This is a genomic window from Pasteurella bettyae CCUG 2042 (assembly GCF_000262245.1).
In the GTDB taxonomy this organism is placed as follows: domain Bacteria; phylum Pseudomonadota; class Gammaproteobacteria; order Enterobacterales; family Pasteurellaceae; genus Basfia; species Basfia bettyae.
Genome location: NZ_AJSX01000047.1, coordinates 115,555 through 133,494, shown reverse-complemented (window position 1 = coordinate 133,494; position 17,940 = coordinate 115,555). Strand labels below are relative to the sequence as shown.

General features: G+C 39.5%; 19 protein-coding genes and 1 other annotated feature. Of the genes, 2 read left to right on the top strand and 17 right to left on the bottom strand.

What is annotated here, in order from left to right:
• Positions 1-84: 84 nt before the first annotated feature.
• The 17 genes from hda to yczE all read right to left on the bottom strand — a co-directional run bounded on the left by hda (position 85) and on the right by yczE (position 15,276).
• Positions 85-783, bottom strand: a complete 699-nt coding sequence (gene hda / locus HMPREF1052_RS10655; protein ID WP_005761747.1) for a DnaA inactivator Hda — start codon at positions 781-783, stop codon at positions 85-87.
• An 85-nt stretch (positions 784-868) separates the two neighbouring features.
• Positions 869-2,113, bottom strand: a complete 1,245-nt coding sequence (locus HMPREF1052_RS10650) for a nucleobase:cation symporter-2 family protein (RefSeq protein ID WP_005761726.1) — start codon at positions 2,111-2,113, stop codon at positions 869-871.
• Between the two features lie 42 nt (positions 2,114-2,155).
• Positions 2,156-2,782, bottom strand: coding sequence for a uracil phosphoribosyltransferase (upp, locus tag HMPREF1052_RS10645; RefSeq protein ID WP_005761838.1), 627 nt, complete (start codon positions 2,780-2,782; stop codon positions 2,156-2,158).
• Positions 2,783-2,933: 151 nt separating this feature from the next.
• Positions 2,934-3,572 (bottom strand): bifunctional phosphoribosyl-AMP cyclohydrolase/phosphoribosyl-ATP diphosphatase HisIE, encoded by a 639-nt coding sequence (hisIE, locus tag HMPREF1052_RS10640; RefSeq protein ID WP_005761733.1) that lies wholly within the window; start codon positions 3,570-3,572, stop codon positions 2,934-2,936.
• Positions 3,573-3,636: 64 nt separating this feature from the next.
• Positions 3,637-4,092 (bottom strand): IS200/IS605 family transposase, encoded by a 456-nt coding sequence (gene tnpA / locus HMPREF1052_RS10635; RefSeq protein WP_005761868.1) that lies wholly within the window; start codon positions 4,090-4,092, stop codon positions 3,637-3,639.
• A 70-nt stretch (positions 4,093-4,162) separates the two neighbouring features.
• Positions 4,163-4,936: an imidazole glycerol phosphate synthase subunit HisF gene (hisF, locus tag HMPREF1052_RS10630; RefSeq protein WP_005761689.1), complete on the bottom strand. Its 774-nt coding sequence runs from the start codon at positions 4,934-4,936 to the stop codon at positions 4,163-4,165.
• On the bottom strand, positions 4,918-5,667 hold the full coding sequence (gene hisA / locus HMPREF1052_RS10625; RefSeq protein WP_040596605.1) for a 1-(5-phosphoribosyl)-5-[(5-phosphoribosylamino)methylideneamino]imidazole-4-carboxamide isomerase: 750 nt from the start codon (positions 5,665-5,667) through the stop codon (positions 4,918-4,920). Before hisA ends, hisF begins: the two co-directional genes overlap by 19 nt.
• Positions 5,668-5,703: 36 nt before the next feature.
• Positions 5,704-6,360, bottom strand: a complete 657-nt coding sequence (locus HMPREF1052_RS10620) for an MOSC domain-containing protein (protein ID WP_005761761.1) — start codon at positions 6,358-6,360, stop codon at positions 5,704-5,706.
• Positions 6,360-6,953, bottom strand: a complete 594-nt coding sequence (gene hisH / locus HMPREF1052_RS10615) for an imidazole glycerol phosphate synthase subunit HisH (RefSeq protein WP_005761871.1) — start codon at positions 6,951-6,953, stop codon at positions 6,360-6,362. The genes HMPREF1052_RS10620 and hisH overlap by 1 nt, the downstream gene beginning before the upstream one ends.
• A 2-nt stretch (positions 6,954-6,955) precedes the next feature.
• Entirely contained in the window at positions 6,956-7,603 is a 648-nt protein-coding gene (locus HMPREF1052_RS10610; RefSeq protein ID WP_005761811.1) for a hypothetical protein, read from the bottom strand.
• Between the two features lie 101 nt (positions 7,604-7,704).
• Positions 7,705-8,793, bottom strand: a complete 1,089-nt coding sequence (hisB, locus tag HMPREF1052_RS10605; protein ID WP_005761865.1) for a bifunctional histidinol-phosphatase/imidazoleglycerol-phosphate dehydratase HisB — start codon at positions 8,791-8,793, stop codon at positions 7,705-7,707.
• A gap of 12 nt (positions 8,794-8,805) precedes the next feature.
• Positions 8,806-9,870 carry a histidinol-phosphate transaminase gene (gene hisC, locus HMPREF1052_RS10600; RefSeq protein ID WP_005761734.1) on the bottom strand — a complete coding sequence of 355 codons (1,065 nt, stop codon included), beginning with the start codon at positions 9,868-9,870 and terminating at the stop codon, positions 8,806-8,808.
• A gap of 46 nt (positions 9,871-9,916) precedes the next feature.
• On the bottom strand, positions 9,917-11,197 hold the full coding sequence (gene hisD, locus HMPREF1052_RS10595) for a histidinol dehydrogenase (RefSeq protein WP_005761678.1): 1,281 nt from the start codon (positions 11,195-11,197) through the stop codon (positions 9,917-9,919).
• Positions 11,198-11,247: 50 nt separating this feature from the next.
• On the bottom strand, positions 11,248-12,147 hold the full coding sequence (gene hisG / locus HMPREF1052_RS10590) for an ATP phosphoribosyltransferase (protein ID WP_005761691.1): 900 nt from the start codon (positions 12,145-12,147) through the stop codon (positions 11,248-11,250).
• A 39-nt stretch (positions 12,148-12,186) separates the two neighbouring features.
• Positions 12,187-12,318, bottom strand: a sequence feature (His leader region).
• A gap of 89 nt (positions 12,319-12,407) precedes the next feature.
• A complete protein-coding gene (locus tag HMPREF1052_RS10585) occupies positions 12,408-13,175 on the bottom strand; it encodes a class I SAM-dependent methyltransferase (RefSeq protein ID WP_005761745.1) in 768 nt (255 codons plus the stop codon).
• A gap of 57 nt (positions 13,176-13,232) precedes the next feature.
• The gene (mtr, locus tag HMPREF1052_RS10580; RefSeq protein WP_005761722.1) at positions 13,233-14,483 is read right to left on the bottom strand and encodes a tryptophan permease; all 1,251 of its coding nucleotides are present in this window, start codon (positions 14,481-14,483) and stop codon (positions 13,233-13,235) included.
• 121 nt (positions 14,484-14,604) lie between these two features.
• Positions 14,605-15,276, bottom strand: a complete 672-nt coding sequence (gene yczE / locus HMPREF1052_RS10575) for a membrane protein YczE (protein ID WP_005761685.1) — start codon at positions 15,274-15,276, stop codon at positions 14,605-14,607.
• A gap of 348 nt (positions 15,277-15,624) precedes the next feature.
• Here yczE and HMPREF1052_RS10570 point away from each other — a divergent pair, with 348 nt between their 5' ends.
• Together HMPREF1052_RS10570 and deoD are read left to right on the top strand one after the other, a co-directional pair.
• The gene (locus HMPREF1052_RS10570; RefSeq protein WP_005761789.1) at positions 15,625-16,890 is read left to right on the top strand and encodes a NupC/NupG family nucleoside CNT transporter; all 1,266 of its coding nucleotides are present in this window, start codon (positions 15,625-15,627) and stop codon (positions 16,888-16,890) included.
• Between the two features lie 273 nt (positions 16,891-17,163).
• A complete protein-coding gene (gene deoD / locus HMPREF1052_RS10565) occupies positions 17,164-17,880 on the top strand; it encodes a purine-nucleoside phosphorylase (RefSeq protein ID WP_005761677.1) in 717 nt (238 codons plus the stop codon).
• Positions 17,881-17,940 lie beyond the last annotated feature (60 nt).

Genomic DNA, 17,940 nt, shown 5'->3' with positions numbered 1-17,940 from the left:
CTGAGGGTGATTTTATATGGTGGGCTTGTTAGTCCACCTTTTTGATCAAAGTGCGGTCCAATTTTGGAAAATTTTCCCCTTCAATTACAAGCCCAATGTTTCTTTCACAAAAGGAATTGTCAACTTACGTTGGGCTTGTAAAGACGCCTTATCTAATTTGGCTAAAGCATCAAATAAAGTGTGCATATCACGATCAAGACGTTTTAAAAGAAAATTAGCTGTTTCTTCAGGCAATTCAATACCACGCTCACGAGCATTACGTTGAAGCATCTCTCTCTTTTCTTCATCGCTAAACATCTTTAATTGATAAATTTCACCCCAAGTTAAACGAGAAGCTAAATCAGGTAATTTAATCGCAAGTGATGTAGGAGACTGATTAGCGCTAATTAATAGCAAAGATTTACCCGTTTCTTTAATTCGATTAAAAAGATCAAAAATCGCTAATTCCCATTCTTCATTGCCTACAACAGCTTGTAAATCATCTAAACAAACGACATGTTGGTTCTCCAAATTTTCTAACACTGCAGGAGAAAAATATTGAGACTTACTCAAAGGCACATAAATAGCTGAGCCTTGTTGTAATAAGAAATGGTTGGAAACCGCTTTCAGCAAATGGCTTTTTCCACTGCCTTCAACGCCCCAAATATAAAAGAATTGTTGCTTTACTGAATCAAAATTTTTAGATAACGAATCCATTAAAAGTTCATTATGACCTACAAAGAAGTTATCTAAAGTCTCATCATCAATTTGATGAATAGGTAAAGGTAATTGTCCAGTAAACATAGCTTGCTAAATAAAAATAAAACTTGCTTAGAATAAACGAAAAAGGGCTAAATACGCAATATTTAACCCTTTATTTTATTTCCTTTTAATCAATCTCTTGATTGATCGCCTTTGGTAATACCAAATTAAGAATAATTGCCACTAAAGCGCATAGGCTGATACCTTTAATAGAAGCATCACCTACATTAACAAACATATTACCAATCCCAAAGGTCATGACAACAGAAATAATACAAAGATTACGAGCTTCCGTCACATCCACTTTACCACGAATTAATGTACTCATGCCAACCACAGCAATAGAACCAAACACTAACATCATTATCCCGCCCATTACAATGGTCGGAATTGTGGATAAAAATGCTCCGACTTTACCGCAGAATGAAATTGCAATCGCCCATACTGCCGCCCACGTCATGATATTAGGATTGAAATTACGAGTAAGCATAACCGCACCTGTAACTTCCGCATAAGTGGTATTTGGTGGGCCGCCGACTAATGCAGCCGCTGAAGTTGCAATACCATCACCTAATAAAGTGCGATGTAATCCAGGTTTTTTCAGGAAGTCTTTACCCGTCACTGAACTAATTGCCATAATTCCACCCACATGCTCTACTGCAGGAGCAATCGCAATAGGCAGCATATAAAAAATGGCTTCTAAATGAAATTCAGGGGTAGTAAAAGTCGGTAAACTAAACCAAGGCGCATCCAATACGGGTTGAAAGTTAATTAGCCCTTTGAATAAACAAATGATATAGCCGACCAGAATTCCAAACATAATTGGAATCAACTTCATCATTCCTTTACCAAATACCGCTACAATCAATGTTGTTAACAATGTCGCCATAGAAACCAAAACAGCATCTGTATATTGGTAACTACCATCTTGAGCTAATGCCATATTCACTGCAACAGGTGCTAATCCCATACCGATAATAATAATCACAGGTCCCACAACAACAGGAGGGAAGAATCGTTGTAAAGCTTCTGCACCACGCAATTTCACTAATAAGCTTAAAGCAAAATAAACAAAGCCTGTACAGGCGAGACCGCCCATCGTAGTTGCAATACCCCAAGTTTGGATACCATATTGGATAGGTGCAATAAATGCGAAAGAAGATGCGAGAAAAATAGGGACTTGTTTTTTAGTACAAAGTTGAAAGAGTAATGTACCAACACCAGCTGTTAATAACGCTGTATTTGAATTTAAGCCTGTAATAAGAGGCACTAACACTAATGCTCCGAAAGCAACAAATAACATCTGTAAGCCAACGAAAGCCTGTTTTCCCTTACTTTGGGTCTCTAAAGGGGTAATAGTTTGATTTTTCATATAAGTTTTAACTCTCAGATTAAATTAACTTTAAAAAATAAATTATTTAGTACCAAAAATCTTATCGCCAGCATCACCTAAACCAGGAATGATATAACCATCTTTATTTAAATGACTATCAATTGATGCGGTATAAACTTCAATATCTGGGTGTGCTGCTTCTAATGCTTTAAGACCTTCAGGGGCTGCCACTAAGACCAATACTTTAATATTTTTACAACCTTTTTGTTTTAATAAATCAATAGTCGCAATCATTGAACCACCAGTTGCTAACATCGGGTCAACCACGATAGCCAAACGTTCTTCAATATCACTGGCTAATTTTTGGAAGTAAGGAACAGGTTCTAAAGTTTCTTCATCACGATACATACCCACAACACTGATACGCGCGCTCGGAATATGTTCTAACACACCATCCATCATACCAAGACCTGCACGTAAAATTGGTACCACCGTAACCTTTTTACCTTTAATTCGCTGAACTTCAACTGGCCCATTCCAACCCTCGATAATTACCGTTTCAGTTTCAAGATCAGAAGTTGCTTCATAAGTTAATAAACTACCCACTTCTGTCGCTAACTCACGGAAATGTTTTGTGCTGACTTCAGCTGCACGCATTAAACCGAGTTTATGTTTGACTAGAGGATGTTTAACTTCTACAAGTTTCATATTTATGCTCCCTTTTTTTGATTATTTTGGTCAAATTGACTGATTTTAAAATGAAAGAGAACGACATTCAATATCTTCTCGATAAAAAAGATTAAGTTCGGTATAAATTTTTAAAATTTATACCGCACTTTAGAAAACGATAACACAATCTTTATTTATTTGAACCCTCAGGGTGCAGTCCAATCCCTTTGTTGCGTGCTTTCAACTTCGCATTTACCTCCGACCACGAGAGATCAGCATTGTGCAACATCACTGTGAGATGATACGCTAAATCTGCCACTTCGCCGATTAACTCTTCCTTATCATTCGCCATGGCTGCAATCACTGTTTCTACCGCTTCTTCCCCCACTTTTTGGGCGATTTTGTGCGTACCTTTGGCGTAGAGTTTGGCGGTGTAGGAACTTTCAGGATCGGCATTTTTGCGTTCGGCGATCATTCGCTCTAATTTGCTGAAAAAGATCCAATCGGGCTGTTCTTGTTCAAACTGATGAAAACAGCTCTCCGCCCCTGTGTGGCAGGTTTCGCCGATCGGATCGGCAAGAATCAGCAAGGTGTCGTTATCACAATCTAAACTCATATCCACCACATTCAAAAAATGCCCCGAAGTTTCGCCTTTCGTCCAAAGGCGTTGTTTGGTGCGGGAGAAAAAAGTCATCCGTTTTTCCGCAAGCGTTTTTTCCAACGCTTCCGCATTCATATAGCCAAGCATTAGCACTTCGCAGGTTTTGGCGTTTTGGACGATAACGGGGAGGAGGTCATCTACTTTTTGCCAGTTGATTTTGTTTTGCATATTTTTTCCTTTTCCCAGCACGGCAAGCCGTACTGGGTTACGCATAATTAGGTGGCTTTGCCACCTATAAATTTCGTTCAAAATACACTTCATTATATTCAATACCATAATCCATCAATAAAAATTTAATTTCATCAACGAAATTTTGGCTTTGATGATGTGCTTTTTGATTTTTTATGTAATTGATAATTTTGTCTTTTTCTCGTTGGCTATAAGTTAAAGCACAATAACCTTTTGACCACGCATAAAAATCGGGGAAATACTTACGATGTCGTTCTAAAAATAAATGAGTACTATTTTTCAAATGCTTCACGAAATCTGCAACATTGGTAGTTGCCTTCAATTCCACAAACAAATGTAAATGATCTGGCATTCCATTAATTCGGTAAAGTACTGCATCTTGTTCTTGCACATAACCCCAAATATAACGATACAACATTGCTTCGTGTTCTTCTACGATTGTTGGCTCACCATATTTAGTACGAAAAACAATATGATAGAGTAATTTTGTATAACTCATTTTCTTTCCTAACAGGGTGGCAAAGCCACCGAATTATGCATAACCGATTGCGACAAAGTCGCTGTCGGTATTAGCGACGAACTTCAACACCCTCTTTCACTAAATAATCCTTCAATTCCCCAATATCAATAATCCGCTTATGAAACACACTTGCCGCCAAAGCTCCATCCACATTCGCTTCTACAAACGCATCACGGAAATGCACCATTTCGCCCGCACCGCCTGAGGCGATAAGTGGCACATTGCACACTTCACGCACTTTTTTCAGCTGCACCAAATCGTAGCCGTTACGCACGCCGTCTTGATTCATCATATTCAGCACGATTTCGCCCGCTCCACGCTTTTGCACTTCACGCATCCAATCCAGTAGCTGCCAGTTGGTTTGGCGGGTGCGGCTTTCATCGCCCGTGTATTGATTGACCCAATATTTGCCCGTTTCTTTTTCAAACCAGCTGTCAATGCCTACCACAATCGCCTGCACACCGAAACGATCCGCCAAACGGCTGATTAAATCAGGATCGGCAATGGCAGGCGAATTAATGGAAATTTTATCCGCCCCGAAAGCGAAAATCTGCTCCGCATCAGCGATAGTTTTAATGCCGCCAGCTACGCAAAACGGAATATCGATCACCTGTGCTACACGCTCCACCCAGCTTTTATCCACGGTGCGACCGTCCGATGAGGCGGTGATGTCGTAGAACACCAACTCGTCCGCCCCTTCTTCCGCATAACGGGCGGCAAGCGGCACAATATCGCCGATAATTTCGTGGTTACGGAACTGTACGCCTTTTACCACCTGCCCATCACGCACATCTAAACAAGGAATTACCCGTTTTGCCAACATTCGATTGCCTCCACCACATTAAATTTACCTTCCAACAACGCACGTCCCACAATCACGCCAGCCACACCTGTGCCTTTTAACGCTTTGATGTCGTCAAGTAAGCCGATACCGCCCGATGATTGGAATTGGATTGCAGGGTATTTTGCACAAACTTCTTTATACAGAGCTACATTTGAGCCAGCCAGCGTGCCGTCTCGGGAAATATCGGTGCATAAAACGTGTTGCAAACCGACCGCTTGATAATCGTCAATCAAGGCTTCCAACGACACACCGCTTGCTTCCTGCCAGCCGCTAATCGCAATAATTTTTTCACCGTTTGCGTTGATATTCACATCCAACGCCAATACGAATTTCTCCGCACCGTATTTTTCAAACCAGCCTTTGACCATTTCAGGCTGTTTTACTGCGGTGGAGCCAATCACCACACGGTTCGCCCCCACAGCCAGCAGATCCGCCACATCTTTTTCGCTACGGATACCGCCGCCCACTTGGATTTTGCAATTCATTGCCGCAATAATTTTGCCGATAAGTGCGGTCTGTCTTTGGGCAGGATCTTTCGCCCCCGTGAGATCCACCAAATGCAGCTGCTCCGCCCCCTGTGCCAAATAATCGGCAAACTGCGAAATCGGATCATCGCTGTAAGTAGTCTGCTTGGCGTAATCGCCCTGATGTAACCGCACCACTTGACCGTTAATCAGATCAAGGGCGGGGATAATGATAGATTTTTTCATATTACGTCCCATCCTCACCATAAATGAGGGAAAACATTAGCTAATACGTGATAACTGATTTCTCAAGGCTCTTTTAAAGGCTTCTGCCAACAGCTCACAAGCAAGCGCTTGTTCTAAATCTTTACGAATCGCTTCCGTTGGCTTTTGGCTAATCAGTTGGTTTAAGTGCATAATATTAAGTGTTGGGAAAGGTCGCTGTAAGCGGTGGATTCTGTCACCTTTTTGGCAACCACCAGATTGAATCACACGAACATACCAGCCTGTTAGCCCTTGCTCACGTACGATATGTTGAGTTTCTTTAACACCTGAATTAAGTGACAACCATTCGCAAGGTTTACGAGGTTGAGAAACTTCTAAAACCGCTGAGCCAATTTGATACCGATCGCCCACACAAACATTTGTTTCATCTAATTCAGAGACGATAAAATTTTCACCATATATCGCCGTGCCTTGCCAGTTAAAGTTTTTTCCAATAAGTGCGGTCAATTTTTCAAAAGTTTTATCTGCCATAAAGAATAAGGCTTTGTCTACGCCACCATGATGTGCTTTTAGTCCCACATCATTGCCTAATGCACCTAATTCATTAATAACCATTTCATCTACAGGTTGTTTACGGATAGCACTTGCCAAGGTTGCCCCATCTGCAAAAGTGACTTCTTCCACTAAACCAATTTTTAATGCCAATACTTCCATTACACATTCTCCACAAAATTCCGCAATAACTTCGCACCAGCCGCCCCTGAACGCTCTGGGTGGAACTGTACGCCGTAGAAGTTTTTACTTGCAATCGCTGCTGAAAAATCCACGCCGTAATTGCAAGTGGCAATGGTATTTTCATTCGTCAGTACGCCATAACTATGCACAAAATAGAAATGGCTGTCCTGCTCGATGCCGTGGAACAGCGGATGGTCTTTGGCGTAATTGACCTTATTCCAGCCCATATGCGGCAGCGGCAAACCTGTGTTCGACAACAAATCAGTTTTGCCGCTCATTAGGTTCAACGTTTCCACATTGCCTTCGCTGGAAAATTCGGTCATCAGCTGCATTCCCAAGCAAATACCAAGCATCGGCTGGGTGGCGTTTTGAATGGTTTCAATCAGCTGGCGATCCTGTAAGTTTTTCATCGCCGCAATCGCTGTCCCTACACCGGGCAGCAGCAGTTTGTCCGCAGATTGGATTTTGCCGAGATAACGAGAAATCTCCGCCTGAATGCCAAGGCGGTCAAACGCAAATTTGACCGAAGACAGGTTGGCACAGCCTGTGTCGATGATTACGAGGTTTTGCAATTTTAATCCTTCTTTTCAATTTTAGAAAATTCACTACGAATAGAATTATAAAACCGTTGATGTTGACTCTGATGTTCCTTTATAAAATTATCAATCTTTGCTTCCAAAGATAACATCAAATTATTGTAGTCTATAATTAAATTCTCATATTTCTCCCATATTATATCTTGATATAATTTTTTAATCTTACTTGTTAATTCTCCTTTACTTTCATGTCCAGTAAATGGATCTAAGATTTTAGGTATAAAAACTACATTCCAAGGAGCACAAAAGGAATATGGATTTTTGGTATTACCAAATATATGAGACACCTGATAATTTCTTAAGTTAGGGCTCTTTCCTTTTTTATTCAATCCTGTCAAATCCTGTAACATTTTGGTCGGATAATTATTATTAGTGGGGTCAACTTTCACATTACAATTAAAAAGATATTTATAAAATTCCTGATATAAATGATTTCCTGAACCATTTCTACCATAAGATCTTACATATATAGACTTATCTTTTTGGTCTATTTTATTTTTCAATGCTTCCCATTCAGCATCAGCTTTATCTTTTTGAATTAGAATAATAGATGAATGAGCAAAATCTAATAAATTGTCATCTGTAATCTCGAATCTTTTAAAAAATTCTAAATAGCCATCTTTCATACATAAACTCTTGATAAAATAAATTCACAAGCGGTCAATTTCCCCAAAAACTTTGCAAAAACCACCGCACTTTTCGGGCTTGCGATGCACGACCCTACCATTTACAATACACCCTTCGAACTCGGCAACGCATCCCCCTCAATCCGAATCGCTTGTCTAAGCGTTCTGCCGAACACTTTGAACAGGCTTTCGATTTTGTGGTGGTCGTTGTCGCCTTTGGCTTTGAGGTGCAACGTGGCAAGCATAGTGAAAGCGATGGATTGGAAGAAATGCTCGGTTAGTTCGGTGCTGAAATCGCCCACTTTGTCGCGTTTGAATTCGGCTTTGAACTTGATGAACGGTCTGCCCGATAAATCCATTGCACATTCGGCTTTGCATTCGTCCATCGGCAACACGAAGCCGAAGCGGGAGATGCCGCGTTTGTCGCCGATGGCTTGTTTTAAGGCAGTGCCAAGGGCGAGAGCGGTGTCTTCCACGGTGTGATGTTCGTCAATCCACAGGTCGCCTTTGGTGGTGATGTTCATTCTAAAACCGCCGTGGGTGGCGATTTGGTCGAGCATATGGTCGAAAAAGCCCACGCCTGTGCTGATTTCATTCACGCCCGTTTCGTCCAGCCACACTTGCACTTTGATGTCGGTTTCTTTGGTTTTGCGAACCACTTCGGCGTAGCGTGGCGTGCGGTTGCCGTGGTTGGTGACGCTTTCGCCTAGCAATTTTTCCGCAATCAAATCCCAATTCAGTTTTTCAGGGTGATATTGCAAGGCACGAATGCCGAGATTTTCCGCCAGCTGCACATCAGTGGCACGGTCGCCAATCACGAAACTTTGGGCAGGGTCAAACAGCTCACGATCAATGTATTTTTGTAACAATTTCGTGTGCGGCTTACGGCAATCACAGCCGTCCTCAGGCTTGTGCGGACAAATCAAAACTTCATCAAATTCAATGCCTTGCGAGCTGAATAACGCCATCATCGCATTGTGTGGCTTGTCAAAATCCGCCTGCGGAAAAGCACTCGTGCCTAAGCCATCTTGGTTAGACACCATCACAAAACGGTATTTATGTTTGAGTTTCAGCAGAGCAGGAATCACATTCGGCTCAAATTTCAGCTTTTCAAGGCTGTCAATTTGGAAATCGGTTTTCGGCTCGTCAATCAGCGTGCCGTCACGGTCGATAAAAAGGATTGGTTGCATTTGGTTCTCCTGTTAGATATTTTTAATGGATTCAATCACTTTCGCATTTTCTTCATCTGTGCCGATGGTAATTCGCACGCAGTTGGCTAAATTCACTGCTTTGTGTTGGTCACGCAGGATAATTCCCTCGTCCCACAAGGCTTTGAACACTTTTTGTCCATCTTGGAATTTTACCAGCACATAGTTGGCGTGGGTGTCGAAAATTTCTACCACATTTGGCAATTTGGCGAGTTCTTTAATCAGCCAATCCCGACCGTTGAGAATGCCTTGCACACGTTGTTTGACGAGCTCAATATTCGCGGGGCGTAAGGCTTGCTCAGCAATATCGGCACTCGGCACAGGGATTGGGTAAGGGGCGATGACTTTGTTGAGAATTTCAATTAGCTCTGGGTTCGCCAACACAAAACCGCAACGCAGCCCTGCCAAAGCAAAGGCTTTAGAGAGCGTGCGGATAATCGCAAGGTGCGGATAATTTGCAATTTCTGATACAAAAGTGACCGCTTGCGTAAATTCGATATACGCCTCATCGAGCACCAAAATTGCACGGTTGCGAGTCATTTCGAGCAATTCCAGCACATCGGCTCGGTTGAGTAGCGTGCCAGTCGGGTTGTTCGGATTGCAGACAAACACCACCTTGATATTCGATTTCTCCGCCAAAGCCTGTTTGATTTTCGGCAAATCGAGCTGGAATTCGGTGGTTTGGTTAATGGTCACCATTTCCACACCGATGGTTTCAGCACTCACCGCATACATTCCGTAAGTAGGCGGACAGTATAAAATCGCATCTTGATCAGGCTGGCAGAAGGCTTTAATCGCCAGCTCAATGCCCTCATCGCCGCCACGAGTGACGATCACATTTTCAGGCTGCACGCCTGCATAACGAGCGTAGTTTTCAATCACTGCCTGCGGTTGCGGTTCTGGGTAGCGGTTTAAATCTTTACCGCTGAGCTGAAAATCAGGCGAAGTTGGGTATTCGTTCGCATTGAGCCAAATCGTGCCGTTGCCGCCCAATTTACGGGCGGATTGGTAAGGAGTTAAAGCTTGTATATTTTTTCTTGAAAGTGTTGTGATTGACATATTGTTCATCCTATAAAATTTTTTCAAAAACGACCGCACTTTTATATTATTTAATCTTGGCTAAACGCAAAGTCACTGCATTTTTATGTGCATCCAGTAGCTCTGCGTGAGCCATGAGTTCCACCGTCTGTGCTAATGTTTTAAAGCCTTGCGGAGTCAGTTCTTGCACCGTCATACGCTTGCTAAAGTCCGCTAAACCTAAACTTGAATAGGTTTTGGTGTAACCGTAAGTAGGTAATACGTGATTCGTACCGCTTGCGTAATCTCCCATGGACTCAGGTGAATATGCGCCTAAGAAAATAGAACCTGCGTTGTCTAAACTATCCAGTAATGATCGTGCATTTTCAGTTTGCACAATTAAGTGTTCTGGTGCGTATTCATTGCTTATTTGAACAGCTTGTTGTAAATCTTCGGCAATAAATGTGCGACTATGTGAAAGGGCTTTACGAGCAGTTTCACTACGAGGCAAAACGGCAACTTGTTTTTCAAGTTCTTGATTCACCAATTTTGCTAATTTTTCACTGGTGGTAACTAAAATAACTTGGGAATCAGGACCATGCTCAGCTTGTGAAAGAAGATCGCTAGCAATAAAGACTGGATCGGCTTTTTCATCGGCGATTACTAACACTTCTGATGGGCCTGCTGGCATATCAATAGCGGTGCCTTGTTGTGCTACTTGGCGTTTTGCTTCGGTGACAAAGGCATTTCCAGGTCCAAAAATCTTATCCACTTTTTCAATAGTTTCAGTGCCATAAGCAAGGGCAATAATCCCTTGCGCACCGCCGACCGCATAAATGGTTTCCACACCGCAAAGCTTGGCAGTATAAAGAATTTCTTTTGCAATCGGAGGCGGAGAACAAAGTACAATACGTTTACAACCTGCAATTTTTGCTGGAATCGAAAGCATTAATACGGTTGAAAATAATGGTGCTGAACCACCAGGAATATATAACCCCACCGCATTAATCGGACGTGTTAGCACTTGGCAACGCACACCGGGTTGAGTTTCTATATCGACCATTGAGGGTTGTTGAGCTTTGTGGAAAGCCTCAATATTCGCTTTTGCATTTTGAATGGCTTTTTTTAATTCTTCTGGAATAGCCTCTTCTGCTTGTTGAATTTGTTCTTGTGAAATCAATAAGCTATCTAATTTTACTTTATCGAATTTTTCACTAAGCTCAAATAAGGCTTGATCGCCATTCGCCAACACCTTTGCTTTAATTTCATCTACGGCAAGTTTGATTTTGTCTCCAATCACTTGTGCAGGTCGAGAAAGATATTGTTGTTTTTCTACAACTGTTAAATTATTCCAAATTAGGGTTTTCATACCTTATCCTTAATTGATATTTAAAAATTTCTGAAAATCTGACCGCACTTTTATGCCAACATTTTTTCAATAGGCAAGACTAAAATTGAACTTGCTCCCATTTCTTTTAATGCTTCCATGGTTTCCCAAAATAGATTTTCCTGACTGACCACATGCATTGCAACTTTGCTATCATCATGAGCTAATGGCAGAATGGTTGGATTTTCCACACCTGGTAAAAGTGCGGTGATTTTTTCTAATTTATCTTTTGGTGCATGTAGCATAATGTATTTAGATTCACCTGCTTGTTGTACGCCTTGAATTCGTGTCAATAATTTATCCACTAAGGCTTGTTTTTCCTCTGAAAGCGGTTCTGCACGTTGAATTAAACAAGCCGTTGAGCGATAGATGACTTCCACTTCCTTCAAACCATTAGCTTCTAATGTTGCTCCTGAAGACACTAAATCACAAATCGCATTAGCAATGCCCGCACTTGGTGCAACTTCTACAGAACCATTTAATAAGATGCTTTTAAAAGGTACGTCCTGTTCTTTCATATAACGTTTCAATAAGTTGGGATAAGATGTGGCAATTAATGCATCATTTAAATCTTTTACTCCTTGATATTGACGATCACGATCAATGGCTAAAGATAAACGACAACCACCAAAATCTAATTGACGAAGCTTTTTATACTCGACAGTTTCGCCAGCTACTAAACGACCTAATTCTTCTTCCTCCAAAACATTTTCACCAATAATGCCAAGATCCGCCACGCCTGCAAAAATCAAACCTGGAATATCATCATCACGTACACGTAAAATTTCAATTGGTAGATTTTCTGAATAAGCAATTAAACGTTGATCATTCCAAATAATTTTTACCCCACATTGTTTAAGAAGTTCACTACAATCTTGGCTTAAACGTCCTTTTTTTTGTATTGCAATACGTAAACGATTTTGTGTTTGCATAATATGTCCTCTTATTGATTCTTTAACTAAATTCTGTGTAAAAAAAAACTCTCGGAATTCGACTTCCGAGAGTTTTTTTATTTTGTTATATCGTACTTGAGCTCGGAAGAATTTGAATCTTCCGCATACACCAAATACCCGAAAGATTAATCAGGGTGATGGTGATGATGGTGAGTAGTACGATTAAAATTCATTTTGTTTTCTCCAAAAACTTGATGTGTTTAAAATTACTCCAATGCAAACGTTTTCGCAAGTATTTTTTAAATTTTTTTTGCTTTAATGAATAATAACACTGGGCGATGCTGTAAATCTTTAAATTCTGATTGCCAATGTGCTTGATCTGCTAGCATGGGTTCTGCAATTTGCTCAATCTGAAAACCAGCTTGAATCAGATTATTTATAATCGTAGCCAGTGTTCGATGATAAGTGAAAAATGATTGTTTAAACCAACTTCGCTCACGAACGCCTTCATCACGATAAAAATTCAAACGATAAGCCACTTGTCGTTTATTTTCATCTTTCTCCCAACGCTCTCCGCCTTGGTAAGCGGTAGTAATAGGATGTTCTTGAGAAAAGATTAAACAGCCTTGAGCTTTTAAACGTTGTGAGATTTTAGCCAATAGCGCTGGAAAATGTTCAATGTAATGAAACGCAAAAGAACTCGTAATCACATCAAATTGCTCATTAGGCAGTTGATCAATATCTTCCATTGGTAGCTGGTGTAGGCTAAAACGTTCTGCAGAAAAGTGCGGTAGATTTTCAGAAAATTTTGTTAAATTAAGCTCTGCTTGCTGTAACATCTTAGCGGATAGATCAATTCCCACAACTCGCATTGCCCCTTTCTGCAAATAACATTGTAAATGTCCGCCCGTTCCACAGCCCATATCTAATAATGTTTTACCAGCTAAATCATGTAGAAGAGAAAGCATCGTTGGCTTTTCCACAATTTCATTTAAACTTATTGGATTGGAACGTAATTTCTGATAAAGCTCAAAAAAGCTTTCTGCATCATAAACTGATTTTTTCATAGCAACTAAGATAATAAAGGACGCCCATTGACGCCCTTAAATGTAATTAATTTAAAACTAACCTTTAAAGGTTGGCAACCAAGCAAATTGCATTGCAACTTGAGCAAGTATATTCAATAAACCAAATAGAATGACAAAATATATCATAAAGTTACCACCATACACAGTATAACTACGTTGTGGGAACTTTAAACGACAGGCTTTTGCCAATAATGCTGGCACAATCGCCGCCCAAATTGTTGCCGCTAATCCAGCATAACCAATAGCAACCACAAAACCATAAGGAAATTGTAAACTTAATAATAAAGGCGGTAAAAAAGTAACTAAAGTGGTTTTTGTTCGCCCTGCTACACTATCATCAAAATGACATAAGTCTGCGATATAATCAAATAGACCTAAAGTCACGCCTAAAAAGGAACTGGCAATTGCCATATAAGCAAAGAATCGTAATAATTCACCAATATAATTGGTTTGAATATAAACATTTAATGCTTCTAAAAGTGCGGCAATATCGCCGCCTTTTTCAATTACAGGGGCAAATTCAGCGCGAGGTAAATTGCCTTGAATCGCTAACTGCCATAATACATAAATCACCAATGCTATAGTCGTACCGAAGAAAATAGATTTCATCACCCGATTAGCATCTCGATCATAATACTTTACTAAACTTGGCACGTTACCATGAAAACCAAATGAAACTAAACAAACTGGTAATGCCGTAATGGCATAAGGTAAATATAAATCTTCACCTGAATGAATACTATTAAATAGAACTTCAGTATTAACTGAACCTAATAAACCTGCTGTTGATAAAATAAAAGCAATCACCATACCGCCAATTAAAATAGTGGTAAAACGATCAACTGCTTTAGTGGATAACCATACAAAAGCAGCCAACACGAGGCAGAAAAGCAATGAGCCTGATGAACGACCAATTTCTACTGTATTATTAGGTGAACTGAATAACTGGTTAATGAAAGATTCTGTTAAACCACCACCTGAAGTCACATAAGCATAAGTCAGAATATAAAGCACAAATGCGATAGAAATCCCATTAATAATATTCCAACCTTTTCCTAATAGATCTTTTACAATAGTGTCGAAACTTGCACCTGTTGGATAATGTAGATTAGCTTCTAAGATCATTAAACCTGAAGTGGTCATACAAAACCAAGTATAAATCAACAATACTAAAGAACCTAAAAACCATATCCCAGCTGTTGATGTAGGATTTGCTAACATACCAGCACCCACTGCTGTTCCAGCAATGATCATGGCTCCACCAAATAAAGAAGGTTGTTTTTTCATATTGATTCCATTATATAGAAGAGTGATTTTGAACTATTATAGTAGTACAAAATATAAAAACAAGAAGATAAATGCTAAAAATGATGAAAAATTAAACAATTAATTTATAGAACAAAAAAGATTAAATCGTTGGTCCTTCAATTTTACTTAATAAACATGGAGAACGATTGATCATAGAAACTGTAAATTGAACTATCCAACCGATCAAAAAGGCAAATAATAAAGTACCGATACCAACAGTTCCACCTAATATAAAGCCAAGAATGCAAGCCGATACTTCAAGAATCGTACGCACAATACCAATTCGTAAATGGAAATGCTGACATAGTCCAACCATCAATCCATCACGCGGTCCAGCCCCCTGGTGACAAGTTAAATAAAAAGAAGATCCTACCCCAAAACATAAAATACCAACTATCGCAAAGGTAAAGCGTCCAATTAAAGCACTAGGAGCAGAAAACAGAGACACGGTCATGCCAAGCACAAGAGCTATAATAAAAACATTAAAAAGTGTGCCAATCCCCACTTTTAATCTAAGTGGAATCCAAGCTAACATCACTAATATACTAATTATAAAAGAAGCCCAACCCACACTAAAATGCCCTTGCAATGCGATACCTTGTGCCAAAATAGTCCAAGGAGATGAACCTAAATTAGATAACAGTAACAATCCTTCTCCAATGCCCATAATCGCTAAGGAAAAAACTAATACCCCCAAGGATTTAGCTTCTAAGGACCAAAAAGATGTGGCAGTCCAACGTGTTTGAGGAAGAAGAGAAAACATTTTTGACATGATGAATATACAAACTTTAGCTAATGAGAGCTAATTCTAATTAAATTCATCAGAAAATTAAATGATATTAATGGCATAATATAGATCGAAAGTATATAAAGGATAAATCATCATACTTTGGTGAACGCTTGTTCATTTTCTTCATAAATTTAAAAATAGTTAAATTATTAATGAATAATTTGTTACAAAAACATCTTTTTTTGCTAACAAAAACGATTCCCTTCTCATTTTTTAATATTTGTACAAGATTTTTATAAAAAAAATCAGTATAGTAGCCGCACTTTTTCAACTCTACTTTTTTTAAGCTTTTTAGTTTAACCCATATTAACCCATAGATTTGAGGACCATATGAGCATATTAATGAGTATTCTTGGTATAATTGTATTACTTGCCATTGCCTATTTATTATCCACCAATCGTCGTGCAATCAATTTCCGTACCGTTGGTGGTGCATTATTGATTCAATTTCTCATCGGAGCATTGATTCTTTATGTGCCAGCAGGTCGAGATATTTTACTTGGTGCAGCTAATGCGGTGAGTAAAGTTATCTCTTATGGTAATGAAGGGATAAAATTTGTATTTGGTGGATTAGCAGGAGATAAAATTTTCGAAGCATTAGGCAATGAAGGTTTTATTTTCGCAGTTCGAGTACTACCAAGTATTGTTTTCTTTTCAGCCTTAATCTCACTGCTCTATTATATTGGCGTGATGCAATGGATTATCAAAATTATTGGTGGTTCATTACAAAAAGTGTTAGGTACATCCAAATCTGAATCAATGTCTGCCGCTGCTAATATTTTTGTAGGGCAAACCGAAGCACCCTTAATTGTAAAACCTTATATTAGTAAAATGACTGAATCTGAATTATTTGCTGTAATGTGTGGCGGTTTAGCCTCAATTGCAGGTTCAGTAATGGCGGGTTATGCAGGCATGGGCGTACCACTTACTTATTTAATCGCCGCTTCATTTATGGCTGCACCCGCAGGTTTACTGTTTGCTAAAATTTTAGTACCTCAAACAGAACGATTTGATGATGCGATGAAACATGTTCAATTAGAAAAACCAGCCAATATCTTAGATGCGGCAGCAAGTGGTGCATCTTCAGGTATGCAATTGGCATTAAATGTTGGCGCAATGTTAATTGCATTCGTAGCATTAATTGCTTTAATTAATGGCATCTTAGGTGGTGTTGGTGGTTGGTTCAGTATGCCTGAACTATCATTAGGACAAATCTTCGGTTGGGTCTTCCGTCCATTAGCATGGTTGATCGGTGTGCCTTGGCAAGAAGCTGAAGTCGCAGGTCAAATGATTGGTACCAAATTAGCAATTAACGAATTCGTAGGCTATCTAGAATTTACTAAATACTTATCACCTGAAGCCCCTATGGTATTAGGCGATAAAACCAAAGCGATCATTACCTTCGCTTTATGTGGTTTTGCTAACTTCAGCTCTATTGCTATCTTAATTGGTGGTTTAGGAGCAATGGCACCAAACCGTCGTGGTGATATTGCGCGCTTAGGAATTAAAGCGGTGATTGCGGGCTCATTAGCAAACTTAATGAGCGCTACTTTAGCAGGTTTATTTATCGAATTAAGTGGCGTTGCATTAGGTTAATCAACAAGCAAATTACGCTTAAATTTAGCCATAAAGTGCGGTATAATTTCCGAAAATTTGCAGTTTATATATAAATTAAAAACACCACGATGTATCGTGGTGTTATCATTTTAATAACAGGAAAACGGTTGCCTAATAGGCTATATTCACGTTGTTGTTATACATAGGCATATCAATATGAACTCTGATATGCTCATTTACATTTAATCTATTGATATATTCATATGGATTATGATGATATACATTCACTCTTTAGAATAGAAGGATAAATCTATGACTCCACATATTAACGCACCTGAAGGTGCATTTGCTGATGTCGTTTTAATGCCAGGCGATCCACTCCGAGCAAAATACATTGCAGAAACCTTCTTAGAAAACCCACAACAAGTCACCAATGTTCGTAATATGTTTGGTTACACAGGCAGTTATAAAGGTCGCCGAATTTCTGTGATGGGACATGGCATGGGTATTCCATCTTGTTCAATTTACGCAAAAGAATTAATCACTGAATATGGCGTGAAAAAAATTATCCGTGTAGGTTCTTGTGGTGCTGTACGTAATGATGTCAAAGTTCGTGATGTGATTATTGGTTTAGGTGCTTGTACCGATTCAAAAGTTAATCGCATTCGTTTTAAAGATAATGACTTTGCCGCAATTGCTGACTTTGAGATGACTCAGGCTGCCGTACAAATTGCCAAACAAAAAGCAGTTAACTACCACGTTGGTAATCTTTTCTCAGCGGATCTTTTCTATACTCCAGATGTAGAAATGTTTGATGTTATGGAAAAATATGGGATTTTAGGGGTTGAAATGGAAGCGGCTGGGATCTACGCCGTGGCAACAGAATATGGTGCAAAAGCCTTAAGTATCTGTACTGTATCGGATCATATTCGCACAGGTGAACAAACCTCTTCTGAAGAACGTCAATTAACCTTTAATGATATGATTGAAATTGCTTTAGAAAGTGTATTATTAGGCGATAAAGCTTAATTTCATCTCATAAATCCAGTAAAAAGTGCAGTTAAAATGCTAAAAATTTTACCGCACTTT

Coding starts and splice junctions, on each gene's coding strand:
- hisD (WP_005761678.1), bottom strand. CDS start 11,197: ATGAAAACCCTAATTTGGAATAATTTAACAGTTGTAGAAAAACAACAA.
- HMPREF1052_RS10650 (WP_005761726.1), bottom strand. CDS start 2,113: ATGAAAAATCAAACTATTACCCCTTTAGAGACCCAAAGTAAGGGAAAA.
- tnpA (WP_005761868.1), bottom strand. CDS start 4,092: ATGAGTTATACAAAATTACTCTATCATATTGTTTTTCGTACTAAATAT.
- HMPREF1052_RS10585 (WP_005761745.1), bottom strand. CDS start 13,175: ATGAAAAAATCAGTTTATGATGCAGAAAGCTTTTTTGAGCTTTATCAG.
- upp (WP_005761838.1), bottom strand. CDS start 2,782: ATGAAACTTGTAGAAGTTAAACATCCTCTAGTCAAACATAAACTCGGT.
- hisA (WP_040596605.1), bottom strand. CDS start 5,667: ATGAAAAAATCTATCATTATCCCCGCCCTTGATCTGATTAACGGTCAA.
- HMPREF1052_RS10620 (WP_005761761.1), bottom strand. CDS start 6,360: ATGGAAGTATTGGCATTAAAAATTGGTTTAGTGGAAGAAGTCACTTTT.
- HMPREF1052_RS10610 (WP_005761811.1), bottom strand. CDS start 7,603: ATGAAAGATGGCTATTTAGAATTTTTTAAAAGATTCGAGATTACAGAT.
- deoD (WP_005761677.1), top strand. CDS start 17,164: ATGACTCCACATATTAACGCACCTGAAGGTGCATTTGCTGATGTCGTT.
- hisIE (WP_005761733.1), bottom strand. CDS start 3,572: ATGCAAAACAAAATCAACTGGCAAAAAGTAGATGACCTCCTCCCCGTT.
- mtr (WP_005761722.1), bottom strand. CDS start 14,483: ATGAAAAAACAACCTTCTTTATTTGGTGGAGCCATGATCATTGCTGGA.
- hisB (WP_005761865.1), bottom strand. CDS start 8,793: ATGCAACCAATCCTTTTTATCGACCGTGACGGCACGCTGATTGACGAG.
- HMPREF1052_RS10570 (WP_005761789.1), top strand. CDS start 15,625: ATGAGCATATTAATGAGTATTCTTGGTATAATTGTATTACTTGCCATT.
- hisF (WP_005761689.1), bottom strand. CDS start 4,936: ATGTTGGCAAAACGGGTAATTCCTTGTTTAGATGTGCGTGATGGGCAG.
- hisG (WP_005761691.1), bottom strand. CDS start 12,147: ATGCAAACACAAAATCGTTTACGTATTGCAATACAAAAAAAAGGACGT.
- hisC (WP_005761734.1), bottom strand. CDS start 9,870: ATGTCAATCACAACACTTTCAAGAAAAAATATACAAGCTTTAACTCCT.
- yczE (WP_005761685.1), bottom strand. CDS start 15,276: ATGTCAAAAATGTTTTCTCTTCTTCCTCAAACACGTTGGACTGCCACA.
- hda (WP_005761747.1), bottom strand. CDS start 783: ATGTTTACTGGACAATTACCTTTACCTATTCATCAAATTGATGATGAG.